The organism is Clostridium nigeriense, assembly GCF_050585245.1.
Classification (GTDB): Bacteria; Bacillota; Clostridia; order Clostridiales; family Clostridiaceae; genus Clostridium; species Clostridium nigeriense_A.
Window position 1 is genome coordinate 228,046 of record NZ_JBNOOF010000003.1, and the last position, 16,285, is coordinate 244,330.

The window sequence follows — 16,285 nt, forward strand, 5'->3', positions numbered from 1 at the left end:
ATAATAGGAGCATAAGTGAAAGGTGGTGAGTTTGGGCTGACTTAAAATGTAAAATTTAGAATGTAAAGTGTAAAATTAAAGAAGAAACTCCATTAGGATTATTCAAAATTAAATTACATAAATAATTTTACATTTTTATTTTAGATGTCATTATGATAGCCCAAAAGATATGGAATACATAAGTGATATAGATATACAAGAAGCAGTAATTCATATTGTAGATTCTAATGCTGATGAGCCTATTTTAAATGAGTATAGTCTTGAGTTAACTGAAGATACATATAAGTTTCTCCATAGACATATTGAAAAATGTTTTAAGGATGAGGAATTAAAATATGCTATATTTAATCCAGAAAGAAATATAGTAAAGGAACTTGTACAGGATTACTTAAATGGAATAGATAATAACTTGATAGGGTTATCACAAGAACTTGCAAGACAATTATTTATTATAATGAAGGGAAATGTAAATATACCATCTTGTGATTTAATTATAGTTTCTTTAATAACAGATCAAGGTCCGATGATAGGTATACTAAAAATGGATTATGTTAAAAACTTTACACATCAAGTAGAATTTATAGAAAACAAGATAGGAATAGATATAGTTCCGCAATCAGCTGGACTTCCAGCAAGTAGTCAAAGAATTCAAAAGGCAGCTTTTATAAAACCTATAAGAGAAAATCAAAATTATAATCTTATGGTTATAGATAAACAAAAGAAGAGTAAAGATGAAGAAGAATATGGTGCAAATTATTTTATAAGTAATTTCTTAGGATGCTCCATAATTAGTAATGAAAGAGACATGACTAAGACTTTCTTAAAGGCTGCTGAAAATTGGACTAGAAACAATATTATAGAAGATGCAGATAAAGCTGAAAGAATAAGAACTGCAGTTAAGGCAAAGCTTAAAGAGGAAGAGAGAATAAATATCGATGAACTTTCTAATGAATTATTTAAAGAAGAACCACAAATAAAAAACGATTTTTCAAACTTTGTTAAAAGTCATGGTCTTGAAGATGAAGTAGCAATAGATAAGCAATGGGTAGAAAAAAAGTTAAAAAGAGTAAGATTAAAGATAGATAAAGATATAGACTTATATATTAATGAAGAAGCTTATCATGATGACAGTAGATTTGAAATTCATAGAAATGGAGATGGTAGCATAAATATGATAATAAAGCATGTTATAAATTATATAGAAAAATAAAAAATCAAACTATATGGGAGTAAATTTCCATTCATTATAATTATGATATCAATATATATTTTTATCTAATTATACATTTTTAGTAGAAAAATAATTCATTTTTCTCTAATAATCAGATGTTTAATTTCAAAATTAACATATATAAATTGAAGGTATTGACTATAGTTTTGACAATGTTTACAATTGAAGATACAGAATAAATAAACATTTCCACATACATAAATATCAAGCTTAAAGTATAGACATTGAGGTTGACCATACTTGATATTAAAATAATAAAATCTATTTACAATATTTGTATTAGATTATATGTTAGGAGGATCAATATGGCAAAAGTAATATCAACAAAGGATAAGTATATTACTGTAGATGAAGCATTGAGTTTAATTAAAAGTGGAGATGTAATAGTAACAGGTCTAGGAGGCGCTGAACCAAAAGAAATTTTAAACAACCTGCACAAAATTGCAGATAGAGTAAGGGATGTTACAGTAACTACATGTTTACCTCTTGAACCAGCAGAATACTTTATGAATCCTGAATACCAAAATTCATTTAAGATGGATAGTTGGTTTTATTCAGGTCTTATGAGGAAAGCGATAAAAAATGGAAATAAGAGTATAACTCTTATACCAAATCATCTTCATGAATCAGCTTATAAGAGAGGTTTCCATAAAAAAACTAATATTTATATGGGAACAGCTACACTTCCAGATAAGCATGGATATATCTCTTTATCCTTAAGTAATATGTATGAAAAAAGAGTATTAAAAGAAGCCGATTTGGTAATCTTAGAAGTAAATAAAAATTTTCCAAGAACATTTGGAGATATGGAAATTCATGTAAGTGATGTAGATTATATGGTTGAAACTGATTATGAAGTCCCTGTATATCCAGACTTAGAGCCAAATGAAAAAGATTTTACAATAGGAAAGTATATAGCAGATAGAATTAATGATGGAGATTGTATTCAACTTGGAATAGGTGGAATACCTAATGCAGTTGCAGCTTCTTTAATGGATAAAAAAGATTTAGGAGTTCATACAGAAATGTTTAGTACTGGAATGATGAACTTAATTAAAGCTGGAGTAGCAACTGGAAAGAAAAAGAATTTTAATAATGGAAAACACGTTGCATGTTTTGCTCTTGGAACAAAAGAGCTATATGATTTTATAGATGATAATCCATCATTTGTTATGTTTGATGGATATTGGACAAATAGTCCAGCTGTAATAGCACAAAATGATAATCAAGTTTCTATAAACACTACTTTAGAGGTTGATTTAACAGGACAATGTGCTTCTGAATCCTTAGGATCATCAATATTCAGTGCTACAGGAGGACAAACTGATACTGCAGTTGGTGCTCAAATGTCTAAAAATGGACGTTCTTTCATTACTTTATATTCCACTACTATGGTTAGAAATAAAGTAACAGGAGAAAAAGAAGAAATTTCAAAGATAGTTCCATTCTTAAAGCCAGGAGCTGGTGTAAGCTTATCAAGAAATGATGTAGATATGGTTGTAACAGAATATGGAATTGCAGAATTAAAAGGAACTAGTATTACTGAAAGAGTAGAAAGATTAATAAAAATAGCTCATCCAAAATTTAGAGAAGAATTATTAAGAGAAGCAAAAAAAATAGGAATAATTTATTAGAAACCTTATTTTCTTCTCTTTAAGATAACTTTAATTAAAAAAAGATAAGATGTAAATTTAGTTTTGAACTTATTTATATCTTATCTTTTTTTATAAGAAAATATAAATATTATAATAGATTGAATCATATAATTAAAAAAAAATAAATAATAGTTATTATTATTTGAAAGTTTATAAAAGTTAATAGTTAATATTGACAGATAAATTAGAAAGATTTACTATTTAAGTATATATAATGCATATTGATAATTGAGAAATTTATAAGATATTAGAAAAATTAAAAATTATGTGTTACAAAATAATAATCCACTAAATTTTAGTACGGATTTAATGGTTAGGGAGGATTAATATGAGAGAAAATAATATGTATAAGGGAAAATATATCACAGTAGATGAAGCTTTAAGCTTAATTAAAAGTGGTGATGTAATAGTTACTGGGTTAGGAGCTGCTGAAGCAAGAGAGATTTTAAAAAATCTACATAAGATAGCTGATAGAGTTAAAGATGTTACAGTTACTACTTGCTTACCTCAAGAGCCTGCTGAGTATTTTATGAATCCAGCATATAAGGATTCATTTAAGATGGATGGATGGTTTTATACTGGACCTATGAGAAAGGCTCAAAAAAATGGAAATGTATCACTTATACCTAATCATCTTCATTTAACAGCTTTTAAGAGGCAGTTTCATAAAAAGACTAATATCTATATGGGCACAGCAACACCACCAGATAAGCATGGGTATTTATCTTTATCATTAAGTAATATTTATGAGAAAAGAATATTAAAAGAAGCTGATATAGTAATATTAGAAATAAATAAAAATTATCCAAGAACATTAGGTGATGTAGAAATACACATAAGTGATGTAGATTACGTAGTAGAAACTAACTATCCGGTTCCAACACTACCAGATACTGAACCAAATGAAAAAGACTTATTAATAGGAAAATATATAGCGGATAGAATTAATGATGGTGATTGTATTCAACTTGGAATAGGTGGAATTCCTAATGCTGTTGCAGCATCATTAATGGGTAAAAAAGATTTAGGGCTTCATACAGAGATGTTTACTACTGGTATAATGAAGTTAATAAAGGCTGGAGTTATAACTGGTAAGAAAAAGAATTTTAACTATGGAAAACATGTAGCAGGTTTTGCACTTGGTACAAGAGAGCTTTATGATTTCTTAGATGATAATCCATCAGTTATGATGATGGATGGATATTGGACAAACGATCCATATGTAATAGCACAAAATGATAATCAAGTTTCAATAAATACTTCTTTAGAAATTGATTTAACTGGTCAATGTGCTTCAGAATCAATAGGACCAATTCAATTTAGTGCAACAGGTGGACAATCTGATACTGCTGTTGGATCTCAAATGTCTAAAAATGGACGTTCATTTATAGCTCTATACTCTACTGCTATGGTTAGGAATAAAGAGTCTGGAGAGAAAGAGGAAATTTCTAAGATAGTTCCATTCTTAAAACAAGGAGCAGCTGTAAGCTTATCAAGAAATGATGTAGATATGGTTGTCACAGAATATGGAGTTGCAGAACTTAGAGGTACAAGTATTGCAGAAAGAGTTGAAAGATTAATAAGTATAGCTCATCCAAAGTTTAGAGAAGAATTATTAAGACAAGCTAAAGAGTTTGGAATAATTTATTAAATGTTACATCGTTCTTAAATATAAAAAATAAATAATATAAAATAAGCTATAGATTAAAAATATTCTATAGCTTATTTTTATTATTTTAAAGAATTATATAAAATATAGTTTTAAAGATTTTTTACAATGAAAGCTTTGAACAAGTAGCTTATTACCATTGGTTAGGATAAGCTACTATGTAAACTGTAACATTTCTTCTTCCAAAATTAGTACAATCTTCTAATGAATTCATGTAAAGATCGATTTTATTACCTTGAATAGCACTGCCGGTATCTGAGGCAATAGCATATCCATAACCTTCTACATATACCTTTGAACCTAAAGGAATTACACTGCTATCAACTGATACTGTGCTTAAACCATTAGGATCACGAGTAGGCTTAAGACCCATAGCTGTATATTCGCCACCAGTATAGGCTGTAGCAGACATAGAAAATGTAGCTAAGTACTCACCATTTGTACTTCCAGAATTATCTGTAGTTTCATTTTCATTAAAAGTTTGAACTGAAGCTGCAGCTTCTAAAGCTTCAATTTGAGTGTTCGCAGAAGTAACTCCTTGTTCAGCTAAAGAAATTGCATAATCACTATTAAGTTGAGGTAACATGTAATTTAAAGTACTTAAGGCATCTTTAAGATCTGAAATAGATGAAGAGCCTGAATCAATAATAGATAGAGAATGAGATAATAAACTTACTTCATTAGCTTCTATTATAGACATAATTTCATCTTTTTTAGAATTTAAATCAGCTAGTACAGCTTCTTGTTCTTCTTTTTTCTTATTAACTTCATTTAAGTCATTTTCAATAGATAATTTAAGAGTATTTAAATTATCTTGTTTTTCTTCAACAGTTTTTGCATCATTTTCAAGTTCATTTTTAGTATCATTAATTTCAGAAACTATCTCTTTATCTATAGAAATAATCTTACCCATAGCTTGTACTCTATAGAATAAATCAAATATGTTATCAGAAGTAATTAAGTATAAAATCATACTAGAAGCTACATTAGTCTTGTACATGGAACGTAATCGTTTATCCATAGTAGCTTCTCTTTCTTCGATTTGAATTTTAGCATCTTCTATTTTTTTGTTAATATTTTCAATTTCGATTTCGGTATTTTTAATTTCAGAATTATTTTTATCTAATTTTAAATTAATACTTTCTATTTCATTATTAAGCTCTGCAATCTCAGAATTAAGCTCTAATGTTTCATTATCTAATTGCTCATATTTCACTTTATTTTCCTGGATTTCTTGTGTTTCTGAAGAATCTTGATCTGCAAAAGTTATAGTTGAGATATTCATAACTATAAGTAAAGTAGCTATAGCAGATAGCAACCTTCTTTTATTCAAAAAGTCCCACCTCCAATAAATTTATAAGATGCTAATTAAATTATATTCATTATACTACAGCAAATATTTATATATGGCAAGTTAAATGGATATTTATTTATAGGAATATGTAGTTATGATATAATTTGATTTGATTTTAGTATAAGTATTGTTAATAAAAAGTGGATATATGTAAGTTTGCTTATTTTGGTTAATTTGATTTAATCCAAGGCAAACTTATATATATCCAATTAAAAACTGAAGGAAAAAAGTTTAAGGATGGTAGTAGTTAAACTAAAATTATTCTTAAACCTTAATTTTATTTCATTAATTTAACCAAAATAGCTTTTTGAACGTGAAGTCTATTTTCTGCTTCTTCAAAAATTGTATCGGAATGTTTTTCTAAGATTTCTTCAGTAATTTCTTCTTCTCTATGTGCAGGTAAGCAGTGGAGTACAATGGCATCTTTTTTTGCTAATTTCATAAGTTCAGCATTAACTTGATAGCCCTTGAAGGCTTTAATTCTTTCATTAACTTCCTTTTCTTTTCCCATACTAGCCCAAACATCAGTAATGATTACATCAGCATCTTTTGCAGCTTCTTTAGGATCATTAACTATATTAAAGTAAAGATTATTATTTTCTGCTATTTGCATACCTTTATTAATATAATCTTCTTTAATCATATAGTTATTAGGAATTGCTAGTGAAATATTCATTCCAGAAGTTAGACAACCAATAAGAAGAGATTGTGACATATTGTTTCCATCACCAATATAGGCAACCTTTAAGCCATCTAAAATATTTTTACTTTCTCTTATAGTCATTAAATCAGCTAAAACTTGACATGGATGTTCATCGTCAGTAAGACCATTTATTATTGGAATATCAGAACATTCTGCAAGAGATTCTACTTCTTCTTGAGAAAAAGTTCTAATCATTATGGCATTTAAATATCTAGATAAAACTCTAGCAGTATCTTGTATAGGTTCCCCACGTCCTATCTGCAAGTCATTTGAGCTTAAGAATAGTGGATAACCACCGAGTTGATACATTCCAGTTTCAAATGAAACCCTAGTTCTAGTAGATGATTTTTCAAATATCATTCCAAGTGTTTTTCCATCAAGATGATGATGTTTTATTCCATGCTTAAGCTCATATTTTAATTGGTCAGCTATATTTAATATATCTAAAAGTTCATCTTTCGATAAATCTTCCATTTTCAATAAATCTTTTTTCATAGATACCCCCAAGTTTAATTGATAATTAGAAATTAATAATGCATAATTGTTGAAATAATTCAGCAAGCTGAATTATGAAATTTCTAAACTCCTGTGGAGTTTATTCTTTAATTATGCATTGTACATTATTAATTATGCATTGTTATTAGTATTTCTTTTATTATTTCAACACCTTTTTCTATTTCTTCTTTGCTTATTATTAGTGGTGGAAGTAGTCTAACAACGTTCTTACCAGCTGTTAATACTAATAAGCCTTTTTCTAAAGATTTATTTTGAATATCTGATGGATTAGTAGTACCATCAATTTCAATTCCAATCATTAAGCCTTTGCCACGAATATCTTTAATTAGTGGTGAGTTTATATCTTTTAATAATGACATTAAGTATAACCCTTTTTCTTCTATTTCCTTTAGTTTATCCTTATTGCATATTTTATCTAAAACTACTAATGCACCAGAGCATACAACAGGATTTCCTCCAAAGGTTGTGCCATGATCTCCAGGATTAAAAGTTTTAGACAATTTTTCATTGCATAGAAAGGCACCAATTGGTAAACCAGCTCCTAGCCCCTTAGCAACTGTAACTATATCAGGCTTAATGTTATAATTCTCATATCCAAATATTTTTCCTGTTCGGCCTATTCCACATTGAACTTCATCAAAAATTAGTATAATATCTTTTTCTCTGCAAACTTCATAAATACTACTAACAAAATCATTTTTTAAAGGATTAACTCCACCTTCGCCTTGGATAGATTCCATCATAACAGCACAAACCTCATTAGATAATTTGTTGATAAAATCATCTATATTATTAGCTTCAAAATAATCAAATCCTTCAGGAAAAGGGAAGTAGTAATTATGAAATTTATCTTGTCCAGTGGCAGTTAAAGTAGCAAGTGTTCTACCATGGAAAGATTGCTTTAAAGTTAGAATCTTATTTCTATTTGGACCATATTTTTCAAAACTATATTTTCTAGCAAGTTTTATTGCTCCTTCATTAGCTTCAGCACCAGAATTACAAAGAAATACTTTACTCATTTCTGATATTTTAGTTAGCTTTTCAGCTAGTTTTAAAGCATTTTCGTTTAAAAATATATTTGATATATGTTGTAAAGAACCAGCAGTATCAGTTATAGCCTTAAGCCAATCCGAGTCCCCATAACCAAGACTATTTACTCCAATTCCACTAGTAAAATCTATATATTTATTTCCTTTATCATCAAAAAGACAAGAACCTTCCCCTTTAACTAAGTTAACAGGAAGATAAGAATAAGTTGACATTAAAGGTAAATTATTTTCCATTTAAAAAACCCCCTTTTTTTAATTGACAATTAGTAATGGGTAATTGATAATTATTGGGATAACTCAGGCAAGCTGAGTTATTAAAATTAAATTAATAAATTCCAAAGGAATTTTATCATTAACTGTGGATTATGCATTATAAATATATAAACTGTGTAGAAGTTTATTCCTTAATTATGCATTATTCATTGTCCATTATGAATTGTTAATAGATCATTGTTCCAATACCTTCATTTGATAATAACTCTAATAAAATTGAGTGTGGCAGTGTTCCATCTATAATATGAGTTGTTTTAACTCCCATTCTTATTGCTTCAACACAGCAATTGATCTTTGGAATCATTCCGTCTTTTATTATATTATCTGCATAAAGTTCTTTTACTTCATGAGGACGTAAAGTTGAAATTAGAGTTGAAGGATCTTTTGAATCTTTCATAAGTCCTGGAACATTAGTTAAAAGTATTAATTTTTCAGCATTTAGTGCAGATGAGAGCTTTGAAGCACATATATCTGCATTTATATTGTAGGATATAGAACAATCTTCACTTATAGCAACTGAACCTATTACAGGAATATATCCAGAAGCTAGGGCAGTTTCAATTATTTTAGTATCTATAGATGTTATTTCTCCAACAAAGCCTAAATCATCAGAGCCTTCTAATTTTTTAGCTTTTATAAAAGATCCATCTAATCCACAAAGTCCAAGGGCTTTTCCGCCAACACTTTCTATTAGTGATACAATATTTTTATTTACTTTTCCGCCAAGTACCATTTGAACTATTTCCATAGTTTCTTTATCGGTATATCTAAGGCCATTTATAAATTTACTTTCTTGTCCTATTTTACTTAAAAACTCAGATATATCAGGTCCACCACCATGAACTATTACTGGTTTTATACCAACACATTGTAATAGAACAATATCTGTTGCAACGTTTTGTCTAAGTTCTTCACTAGTCATTGCATTTCCACCATATTTAATTACTACTATTTTCCCAGCAAGTGATTGTATATAGGGAAGTGCTTGAGTTAACACTTTAGCATGTTCTATATAATTCATTTTTATACCATCCTTTAGCTTCTATAGTCTCCATTGATTTTTACATAGTCGTAACTTAAGTCGCATCCCCAAGCTGTAGATAAATGTTCACCACTATTCATATTAATTAAAATAGTAATTTCATCTTGTAATAATATTTCCTTTGCCATAACTTCATCAAAGGGAAGAGGCATTCCAGCTTTACATATTTCTATTTCTCCAACTGAACTTTTAAAAGACAAATCTACTTTATTAGGATTAATATTTACTCCTGCATATCCAAGAGCACATAAAATTCTTCCCCAATTAGCATCACTACCAAAGATTGCAGTTTTAACTAAAGGAGAGTTAATTACACTTTTTGATAGAATTTCAGCATCTTTTTCACATTTGCAATTGCTAACAATACATTCTATTAGTTTGGTAGCACCTTCTCCATCTTTTGCAATCATTTTAGCTAAGGTAATATTAAGTTTATTTAAAACTTCAAGGAAGATATAATAGCTTTCATCTTTTTCAGTTATTTCTTCATTTTCAGCAAGACCATTTGCTAATACTAAAACCATATCGTTAGTGCTGGTATCACCATCTACACTTACTCTGTTATAACTTATTTTAACGCTTTCTTTTAAAGCTTCATTTAACATTTCTCCAGAAATATTTAAGTCCGTTGTTATAAAAGAAAGCATAGTTCCCATATTAGGTTCAATCATTCCAGAACCTTTTGCCATTGCCCCAATAGTAATTTTTTTATTATTAATAGTAAATTCAAAGGCTAGTTGCTTTTTAAAGGTATCAGTAGTCATTATTGCACTAGCTGCATCTTCAAAGCCTTCTTTTGATAATCTTTCAGTAAGTAGTGGAATCCCATCTTTAATAGCATCTATATTTAATGGAACACCAATAACACCTGTAGAGGCTACTAAAACATCACTAGTTTTAAGCTTAAGAGCTTTTCCCTGAAGCTCTGTCATTCTTTTAGCCTTCATTAAGCCATCATCACCAGTACAAGTATTGGCATTTCCACTATTTATAATAATGGCTTGAGCCTTTTTCTTTGATAAATGCTCCTTTGTTATATAAATAGGAGCTCCTTTAACCTTATTTTTTGTATAAACACCAGCAGAATTTGCTGGAACTGTTGAATATACAAGAGCTAAGTCTAGCTTTAAATTATTTTTTTTAAGACCACAATGAATTCCAGATGCAAGAAATCCTTGAGGTGCAGTTATTCCTTCATTAGATAATAAATGCAAAATAAGTCCCCCTTTTTATAATGTAAAATGTAGAATGTAAAATGTAAAATGAAAAATTGTGGTAATAATTTGTCCGAAGACAAATTATATAAATATATTTTTAAATGTAGAATGTAAAATTAAGAATGAAAAATTATTGTAATAATTTTAGTTTTAAAATTAATAATTTAATTTTTGAATAAATATGATAACTTTAGGTATATACTCATAAAGAGGTGAGATAGTTGTCTAAAAATATAGTTTTAGATAAAAGCTTTAATTATGCATTAAATATTGTAAAACTATACTTAAAATTAAAAAATGAAAAAGAATATATTCTATCAAATCAATTAGTAAGATCAGCAACTTCCATAGGAGCTAATATAACTGAAGCTCAATATGCCCAAAGTAAGAAGGACTTTATAAATAAAATGAGTATTGCTTTAAAAGAATCAAATGAGTCTGAATACTGGCTTAAATTATTATCAAAGGCTGAAATTATAAGTGATAAAGAATATAAAATATATTATGATACTTGCTCAGAAATTAAAGCTTTATTAATTAATATAGTAAAAAATAGCAAAGAAAGTATTTATGGTAATATAAATTATAATTCTTAATTTCGAAGAATGAGAAATTAATTCCTAAATTTTTCATTCTTCATTTTTCATTTTTCATTTCTTAGTGTCCTGGTGACACTAAGAACAGTCCTTCTTTTTCTTCAAAACCACAAACTATATTCATATTTTGAATTGCTTGTCCTGCAGCGCCTTTAACCATATTGTCTATAGCGCTTACTATAATAATTCCATCTCCTCTATGGTTTAGATGAAGAGAAATATTGCAGTTGTTTGTATATTTAACGTCCTTAATGGATGCTGTATCTCCTAATGGTAATATATTTATAAAAAATTCATCTTTATAAAAGTTTGTATATAAATTATAGATTTCTTCTAAGTTTATTTTTTCTTTAGTATCTTTTTTAGGGTTACAGTAGATTGTTGAAATTATTCCTCTATTTATCGGAAGTAGATGAGGAGTAAAGGTTACTTGAACTTTTTCTTCTGCAATGTCAGATAAACATTGTTCAATTTCTGGCGTATGCCTATGGAATCCTATGCCATAGGGTGCGAAATTTTCATTAAGTTCAGGGTAGTGAGACTTTAAAGTAAGCCCTCTGCCAGCACCTGTTGCTCCTGATTTTGAATCACAAATTATATTATTAAGATCAATTAAGGAATTCTTTAGTAAGGGTATTAAGGCAAGCTCTATAGATGTAGGGTAGCAGCCAGGATTTGCTATTATTTTATATTCCTTAATTTTTTCTCTATTAAATTCTGGTAATGCATAGATACTTTCTTTATGAAGATTCTTGTATTTATAATTTTTGTCGTACCATTTTTTATAGTCTTCTTCTTTTTCTAATCTAAAGTCTGCCCCAAGATCTATTAAAATCTTATTTTCTTTATGAACTAAATTTGCTATTTCCTCACTTAATCCGTGGGGAAGAGCAGCAAAAATCACATCACACTTTTTTATTACATCTTCTTGATTTTCACATATTAAATTAGTTATTCCATAAAAGTTTTTATATATAGACGAAATACTTTCACCTTCGTAAGAAACAGAACTAATAGCTTCAATTTTAACTTTTGGATGATTTAATAAAAGTCTAAATAGTTCAGCACCTACATAGCCAGTTGCCCCAATTATTCCTACTTTAAGCATTTAATTGCCTCCTTAGTTTTATTTATTGACTCCAATAGTAATTCAAGTTGTGCTTTAACTGAAGAGGAGCTTGGTCCTCCAAACACTTTTCTTTCTTCTACACAGTTTACTAAATTTATTGCTTCATATATATCTTCTTCAAATATAGGAGAGAAGGTCTTAAATTCTTCTAAAGTAAGATCATCTATGGATATATTTTCTTTTATACAATGAAGAACTATAGCACCAACTATTTCATGAGCAGTCCTGAAGGCTAAGCCCCTTTTTACTAAATAATCTGCTACATCAGTAGCATTGGTAAAGCCTAAAGATGCTCCTTTTCTCATATTATCTTTATTTACTTTTAAAGTATCTAGCATACCTGCAAAGGTCTTAAGAGAAAGACTTGCTGTGTCTAGCGCATCAAATAAGGCTTCTTTATCTTCCTGCATATCCTTGTTATAAGCTAGAGGCAAGCCTTTCATAACTGTAAGAAGAGTAATTAAATCTCCGTAAACTCTTCCAGTTTTTCCTCTAACTAATTCAGCTACATCTGGGTTTTTCTTTTGAGGCATTATACTACTGCCTGTACTATATTCATCTGATAATTCTATAAAACTAAATTCATTAGTAGCCCAAAGAATAATTTCTTCAGAAAATCTTGATAAATGCATCATTATCATAGATAAGACAGAAAGAGCTTCAATAGCATAGTCTCTATCTGATACTGAATCTAAACTATTTACTGTAATTTGTGCAAAACCAAGGTCCTTTGCAATCATATGCCTATCTAAATTATAGGTAGATGTAGCAAGAGCACCACTACCTAAAGGCATTTCATCTAACCTTTTATAGCAGTCTAAAATTCTACTAATATCTCTTTTAAACATTTCAGCATAAGCTAAAAGATGATGAGAAAAGGTTATAGGTTGAGCCTTTTGCATATGAGTATAACCAGGCATTATAGTATTTATATTTTCACAAGCCTTTTTATATAAGATTTCTTGAAGATTAATTACATCATTAGATAAGCTTATTAAAGCATTCTTTAAATAAAGCTTAGTATCTAAAGTTACTTGGTCATTCCTACTTCTTCCTGTATGAAGCTTTTTTCCTTCATCACCAATATAATAGGTTAAAGTTGATTCAATAAAGCTATGAATATCTTCAGAAGCTTCATCTATTTTAATTACTCCGTTTTCAATTCTTTTTAATATTGTTTCTAAGCCTGCAGCGATTTTATTACTATCTTCTTTTGGAATTATATTTTGCTCTCCAAGCATTTTTACATGAGCTAAACTACCTAATACATCTTCTTTATACATTCTAGAATCTATTCTTATAGATGAATTGAAGTCATTAACTAAGGAATTAACTCCTTTTTCAAAACGTCCTCCCCAAAGCTTCATGATTATTTACCAGCTTTCTTTATTGCTTCATTCATCTTAGATTTTACTGTAATAGGTAGTCCAAATAAATTTATAAATCCTGCAGCATCTTTTTGATTATAAACAGCATCTTCGCCAAAGGTAGCATATTCTTCACTATATAATGAATAAGGAGATTTCATTCCTGCATTAACCATATTTCCTTTATATAGTTTTAGTTTTACTTCACCAGTTACTGTTTCTTGAGTTTTATTAACAAACTCAGATAACGCTTCTCTAAGAGGTGTAAACCACTGACCGTTATAAACTAATTCAGCAAATTTTAAAGCTATAATTTCTTTATAATGGGAAGTTTCTTTATCTAAACATAGTTCTTCTAAGTCTTTATGAGCTTTGTATAAAATACTTCCACCAGGAGTTTCATAAACACCTCTGGATTTCATACCAACTAATCTATTTTCAACTATATCCATTATTCCTATAGCATTTTCTCCACCAATTTTATTAAGCTTTTCTATTAAAGTAGGTCCATCTAATTCTTCACCATTTAAAGCAACTGGAATACCCTGTTCAAACTTCAAAGTAATATATGTTGGTGTATTAGGTGCTTTTTCTAATGTATTAGATAGCTCTAATATTTTTTCATAATTAGGTTCGTTAGCAGGATCTTCTAAATCTAAACCTTCATGACTTAAATGCCAAAGGTTTTTGTCCTTACTATAATTAGTTTCATAGCTTATTGATATAGGAATTTCTCTATCTAAAGCATATTTAATTTCCTCATCCCTAGATTTTATATCCCAAATTCTCCATGGTGCAATAATATCCATATCAGGTGCAAAGGCTTTAACAGCTAGTTCAAATCTAACTTGATCATTTCCTTTTCCAGTACAACCGTGACATATAGCATCAGCACCTTCAGATAATGCAATTTCTACAAGTCTCTTTCCAATTATAGGTCTTGCAAAAGAAGTTCCAAGAAGATATTTACCTTCATAAATTGCATTAGCCTGAATAGTAGGGAATATATAATCTTCCACAAACTCCTTATTTAAATCTTCTATATAACACTTAGAGGCCCCAGTTTTAAGTGCTTTTTCTTCTAAGCCTACAAGTTCATCCTTTTGTCCAACATTACCAACTACTGCAATTACTTCACAATCATAAGTTTCCTTAAGCCAAGAGATAATAATTGAAGTATCAAGTCCCCCAGAATAAGCAAGTACAACTTTATTATATTTTTTCATATTAATTAGCCCCCTTTTTGTAATTAAGAATGAAAAATTAAGAATGAATAATTTAGGATGTAATTTGTTCCAAATTACTAAAATAGATTTTTTATAAATTTTCTGTTATTCATTTCTAAATTTTCATTACATTTCGAATATGTTTATAATTATACACTTAGCAGTATAATTATGCAAGGACATTTTTTATATTTATGCAAAATTTACGTATAATTGTTGAATAATATCTTATATTGCGAATAATTAACTTATAAATATGTAAATGCTAATTGGGAAAAAGATAATTTTAGATTAAATTTACTTGGTTATTTTTAGGAGAAAATTGAATAGTGTGGAATTTACAAAATATGTTATAATATGGTTTGTAAATACTATGTAGCTAGAGGTTGTAAAGGAGATTTTATGGTAGAAGTTTTATTTGGAGAAAGTGGAGCTGCATGCATGAAAATAGCAATAGAAAAAGAAGTTATTTCAGGAAGTGCAGATAAGGTTATTTGTCTTGATTTAATGTTAGATATTGGTGATATTAAAGAAAAAGTAGATAGTTATTATAGACAGAATCTTATTTTTAATATGTATACACAAAATAGTTACGATAATAGTGAAGATACATTAAAAGAGATTCAAAAAGTTGGAAAGCAGTATAAAGATGAACAGAATAGGCTTATAAATTATGTTTTAAAAGGAGAAGCAATTCGAATATGGTATAGTAATGCTCCATATGAAATGTGTGGTTTGTACTATATATGTGACTTATTAAAAGATATTGCAACTGAAATTTTTGCTGTAAAATTGCCAGAATATATAAAAATAGATGATGTAGTTTTATCATATCAATATTCTGAAGAAATTTCACCAGAGCAATTTAGTACACTTATTAGTTATGAAAAGAGAATATCAGAGATAGAAATAAAAATGTTTAGTAATAATTGGATGGAGCTTGTAAAAGATAATAGTCCTTTAAGAGTAGTAGTAAATGGACAGCTAATAGGAGTTAACGATAACTTTTACGATAATTTGATTTATAAACATCTTGGATATGAACCAATAGAAGAAGTTAGATTAATTGGAAATTTACTTTTACGTTATCAATTAGGAATTAAAGACTGGTGGTATGCATCAAGAATTGAATATATGATAGAAAATAATAGAATTAAAATAATAGAGGATTCTGATAATAAATACAAAAGATTGATTTCAAGATTTTAGAGAAATTCCAGTTCATTGATTAGAATGTTGAAGAAAAGTTAAGGACGTA

General features: G+C 28.6%; 13 protein-coding genes. 5 read left to right on the plus strand and 8 right to left on the minus strand.

Annotated elements, in window-relative coordinates:
• Positions 1 to 169: 169 nt before the first annotated feature.
• The 3 genes from ACQPUY_RS07045 to ACQPUY_RS07055 all read left to right on the plus strand — a co-directional run bounded on the left by ACQPUY_RS07045 (position 170) and on the right by ACQPUY_RS07055 (position 4,537).
• A complete protein-coding gene (locus tag ACQPUY_RS07045) occupies positions 170 to 1,210 on the plus strand; it encodes a nucleoid-associated protein (protein ID WP_430840438.1) in 1,041 nt (346 codons plus the stop codon).
• Between the two features lie 326 nt (positions 1,211 to 1,536).
• A complete protein-coding gene (locus tag ACQPUY_RS07050; protein WP_430840439.1) occupies positions 1,537 to 2,865 on the plus strand; it encodes an acetyl-CoA hydrolase/transferase family protein in 1,329 nt (442 codons plus the stop codon).
• Between the two features lie 349 nt (positions 2,866 to 3,214).
• Entirely contained in the window at positions 3,215 to 4,537 is a 1,323-nt protein-coding gene (locus ACQPUY_RS07055; RefSeq protein WP_430840440.1) for an acetyl-CoA hydrolase/transferase family protein, read from the plus strand.
• Between the two features lie 151 nt (positions 4,538 to 4,688).
• Here ACQPUY_RS07055 and ACQPUY_RS07060 read toward each other — a convergent pair whose 3' ends face one another.
• The 5 genes from ACQPUY_RS07060 to argJ form a co-directional block, all read right to left on the minus strand.
• Positions 4,689 to 5,888, minus strand: a complete 1,200-nt coding sequence (locus ACQPUY_RS07060) for a 3D domain-containing protein (protein WP_430840441.1) — start codon at positions 5,886 to 5,888, stop codon at positions 4,689 to 4,691.
• A gap of 298 nt (positions 5,889 to 6,186) precedes the next feature.
• Positions 6,187 to 7,107 carry an ornithine carbamoyltransferase gene (gene argF / locus ACQPUY_RS07065; RefSeq protein ID WP_430840442.1) on the minus strand — a complete coding sequence of 307 codons (921 nt, stop codon included), beginning with the start codon at positions 7,105 to 7,107 and terminating at the stop codon, positions 6,187 to 6,189.
• Positions 7,108 to 7,235: 128 nt separating this feature from the next.
• Positions 7,236 to 8,411 carry an aspartate aminotransferase family protein gene (locus ACQPUY_RS07070; protein WP_430840443.1) on the minus strand — a complete coding sequence of 392 codons (1,176 nt, stop codon included), beginning with the start codon at positions 8,409 to 8,411 and terminating at the stop codon, positions 7,236 to 7,238.
• Positions 8,412 to 8,616: 205 nt separating this feature from the next.
• The gene (argB, locus tag ACQPUY_RS07075; protein ID WP_430840444.1) at positions 8,617 to 9,471 is read right to left on the minus strand and encodes an acetylglutamate kinase; all 855 of its coding nucleotides are present in this window, start codon (positions 9,469 to 9,471) and stop codon (positions 8,617 to 8,619) included.
• A gap of 14 nt (positions 9,472 to 9,485) precedes the next feature.
• Positions 9,486 to 10,706 carry a bifunctional glutamate N-acetyltransferase/amino-acid acetyltransferase ArgJ gene (gene argJ / locus ACQPUY_RS07080; RefSeq protein WP_430840445.1) on the minus strand — a complete coding sequence of 407 codons (1,221 nt, stop codon included), beginning with the start codon at positions 10,704 to 10,706 and terminating at the stop codon, positions 9,486 to 9,488.
• A 224-nt stretch (positions 10,707 to 10,930) separates the two neighbouring features.
• Here argJ and ACQPUY_RS07085 point away from each other — a divergent pair, with 224 nt between their 5' ends.
• Positions 10,931 to 11,305 (plus strand): four helix bundle protein, encoded by a 375-nt coding sequence (locus ACQPUY_RS07085; protein ID WP_430840446.1) that lies wholly within the window; start codon positions 10,931 to 10,933, stop codon positions 11,303 to 11,305.
• A 61-nt stretch (positions 11,306 to 11,366) separates the two neighbouring features.
• On the opposite strand, the gene argC is transcribed toward ACQPUY_RS07085, so the two are convergent.
• The 3 genes from argC to ACQPUY_RS07100 are packed head-to-tail and all read right to left on the minus strand — an operon-like array spanning position 11,367 to position 15,027.
• Positions 11,367 to 12,413, minus strand: coding sequence for an N-acetyl-gamma-glutamyl-phosphate reductase (argC, locus tag ACQPUY_RS07090; RefSeq protein ID WP_430840447.1), 1,047 nt, complete (start codon positions 12,411 to 12,413; stop codon positions 11,367 to 11,369).
• Entirely contained in the window at positions 12,401 to 13,801 is a 1,401-nt protein-coding gene (gene argH, locus ACQPUY_RS07095; RefSeq protein ID WP_430840448.1) for an argininosuccinate lyase, read from the minus strand. The genes argC and argH overlap by 13 nt, the downstream gene beginning before the upstream one ends.
• 2 nt (positions 13,802 to 13,803) lie before the next feature.
• Complete coding sequence (locus tag ACQPUY_RS07100; RefSeq protein WP_430840449.1) at positions 13,804 to 15,027, minus strand: argininosuccinate synthase; 1,224 nt, start codon at positions 15,025 to 15,027, stop codon at positions 13,804 to 13,806.
• Positions 15,028 to 15,429: 402 nt separating this feature from the next.
• On the opposite strand from ACQPUY_RS07100, the gene ACQPUY_RS07105 reads away from it, so the two are divergent.
• Positions 15,430 to 16,236, plus strand: coding sequence for a DUF3658 domain-containing protein (locus ACQPUY_RS07105; RefSeq protein WP_430840450.1), 807 nt, complete (start codon positions 15,430 to 15,432; stop codon positions 16,234 to 16,236).
• Positions 16,237 to 16,285: the final 49 nt, after the last annotated feature.

What these genes read in the sequence shown, in the direction of transcription:
- ACQPUY_RS07045 (WP_430840438.1), top strand. Translation starts at nt 170, where the DNA reads ATGGAATACATAAGTGATATAGATATACAAGAAGCAGTAATTCATATT.
- ACQPUY_RS07050 (WP_430840439.1), top strand. Translation starts at nt 1,537, where the DNA reads ATGGCAAAAGTAATATCAACAAAGGATAAGTATATTACTGTAGATGAA.
- ACQPUY_RS07055 (WP_430840440.1), top strand. Translation starts at nt 3,215, where the DNA reads ATGAGAGAAAATAATATGTATAAGGGAAAATATATCACAGTAGATGAA.
- argF (WP_430840442.1), bottom strand. Translation starts at nt 7,107, where the DNA reads ATGAAAAAAGATTTATTGAAAATGGAAGATTTATCGAAAGATGAACTT.
- ACQPUY_RS07070 (WP_430840443.1), bottom strand. Translation starts at nt 8,411, where the DNA reads ATGGAAAATAATTTACCTTTAATGTCAACTTATTCTTATCTTCCTGTT.
- argB (WP_430840444.1), bottom strand. Translation starts at nt 9,471, where the DNA reads ATGAATTATATAGAACATGCTAAAGTGTTAACTCAAGCACTTCCCTAT.
- argC (WP_430840447.1), bottom strand. Translation starts at nt 12,413, where the DNA reads ATGCTTAAAGTAGGAATAATTGGGGCAACTGGCTATGTAGGTGCTGAA.
- argH (WP_430840448.1), bottom strand. Translation starts at nt 13,801, where the DNA reads ATGAAGCTTTGGGGAGGACGTTTTGAAAAAGGAGTTAATTCCTTAGTT.
- ACQPUY_RS07100 (WP_430840449.1), bottom strand. Translation starts at nt 15,027, where the DNA reads ATGAAAAAATATAATAAAGTTGTACTTGCTTATTCTGGGGGACTTGAT.
- ACQPUY_RS07105 (WP_430840450.1), top strand. Translation starts at nt 15,430, where the DNA reads ATGGTAGAAGTTTTATTTGGAGAAAGTGGAGCTGCATGCATGAAAATA.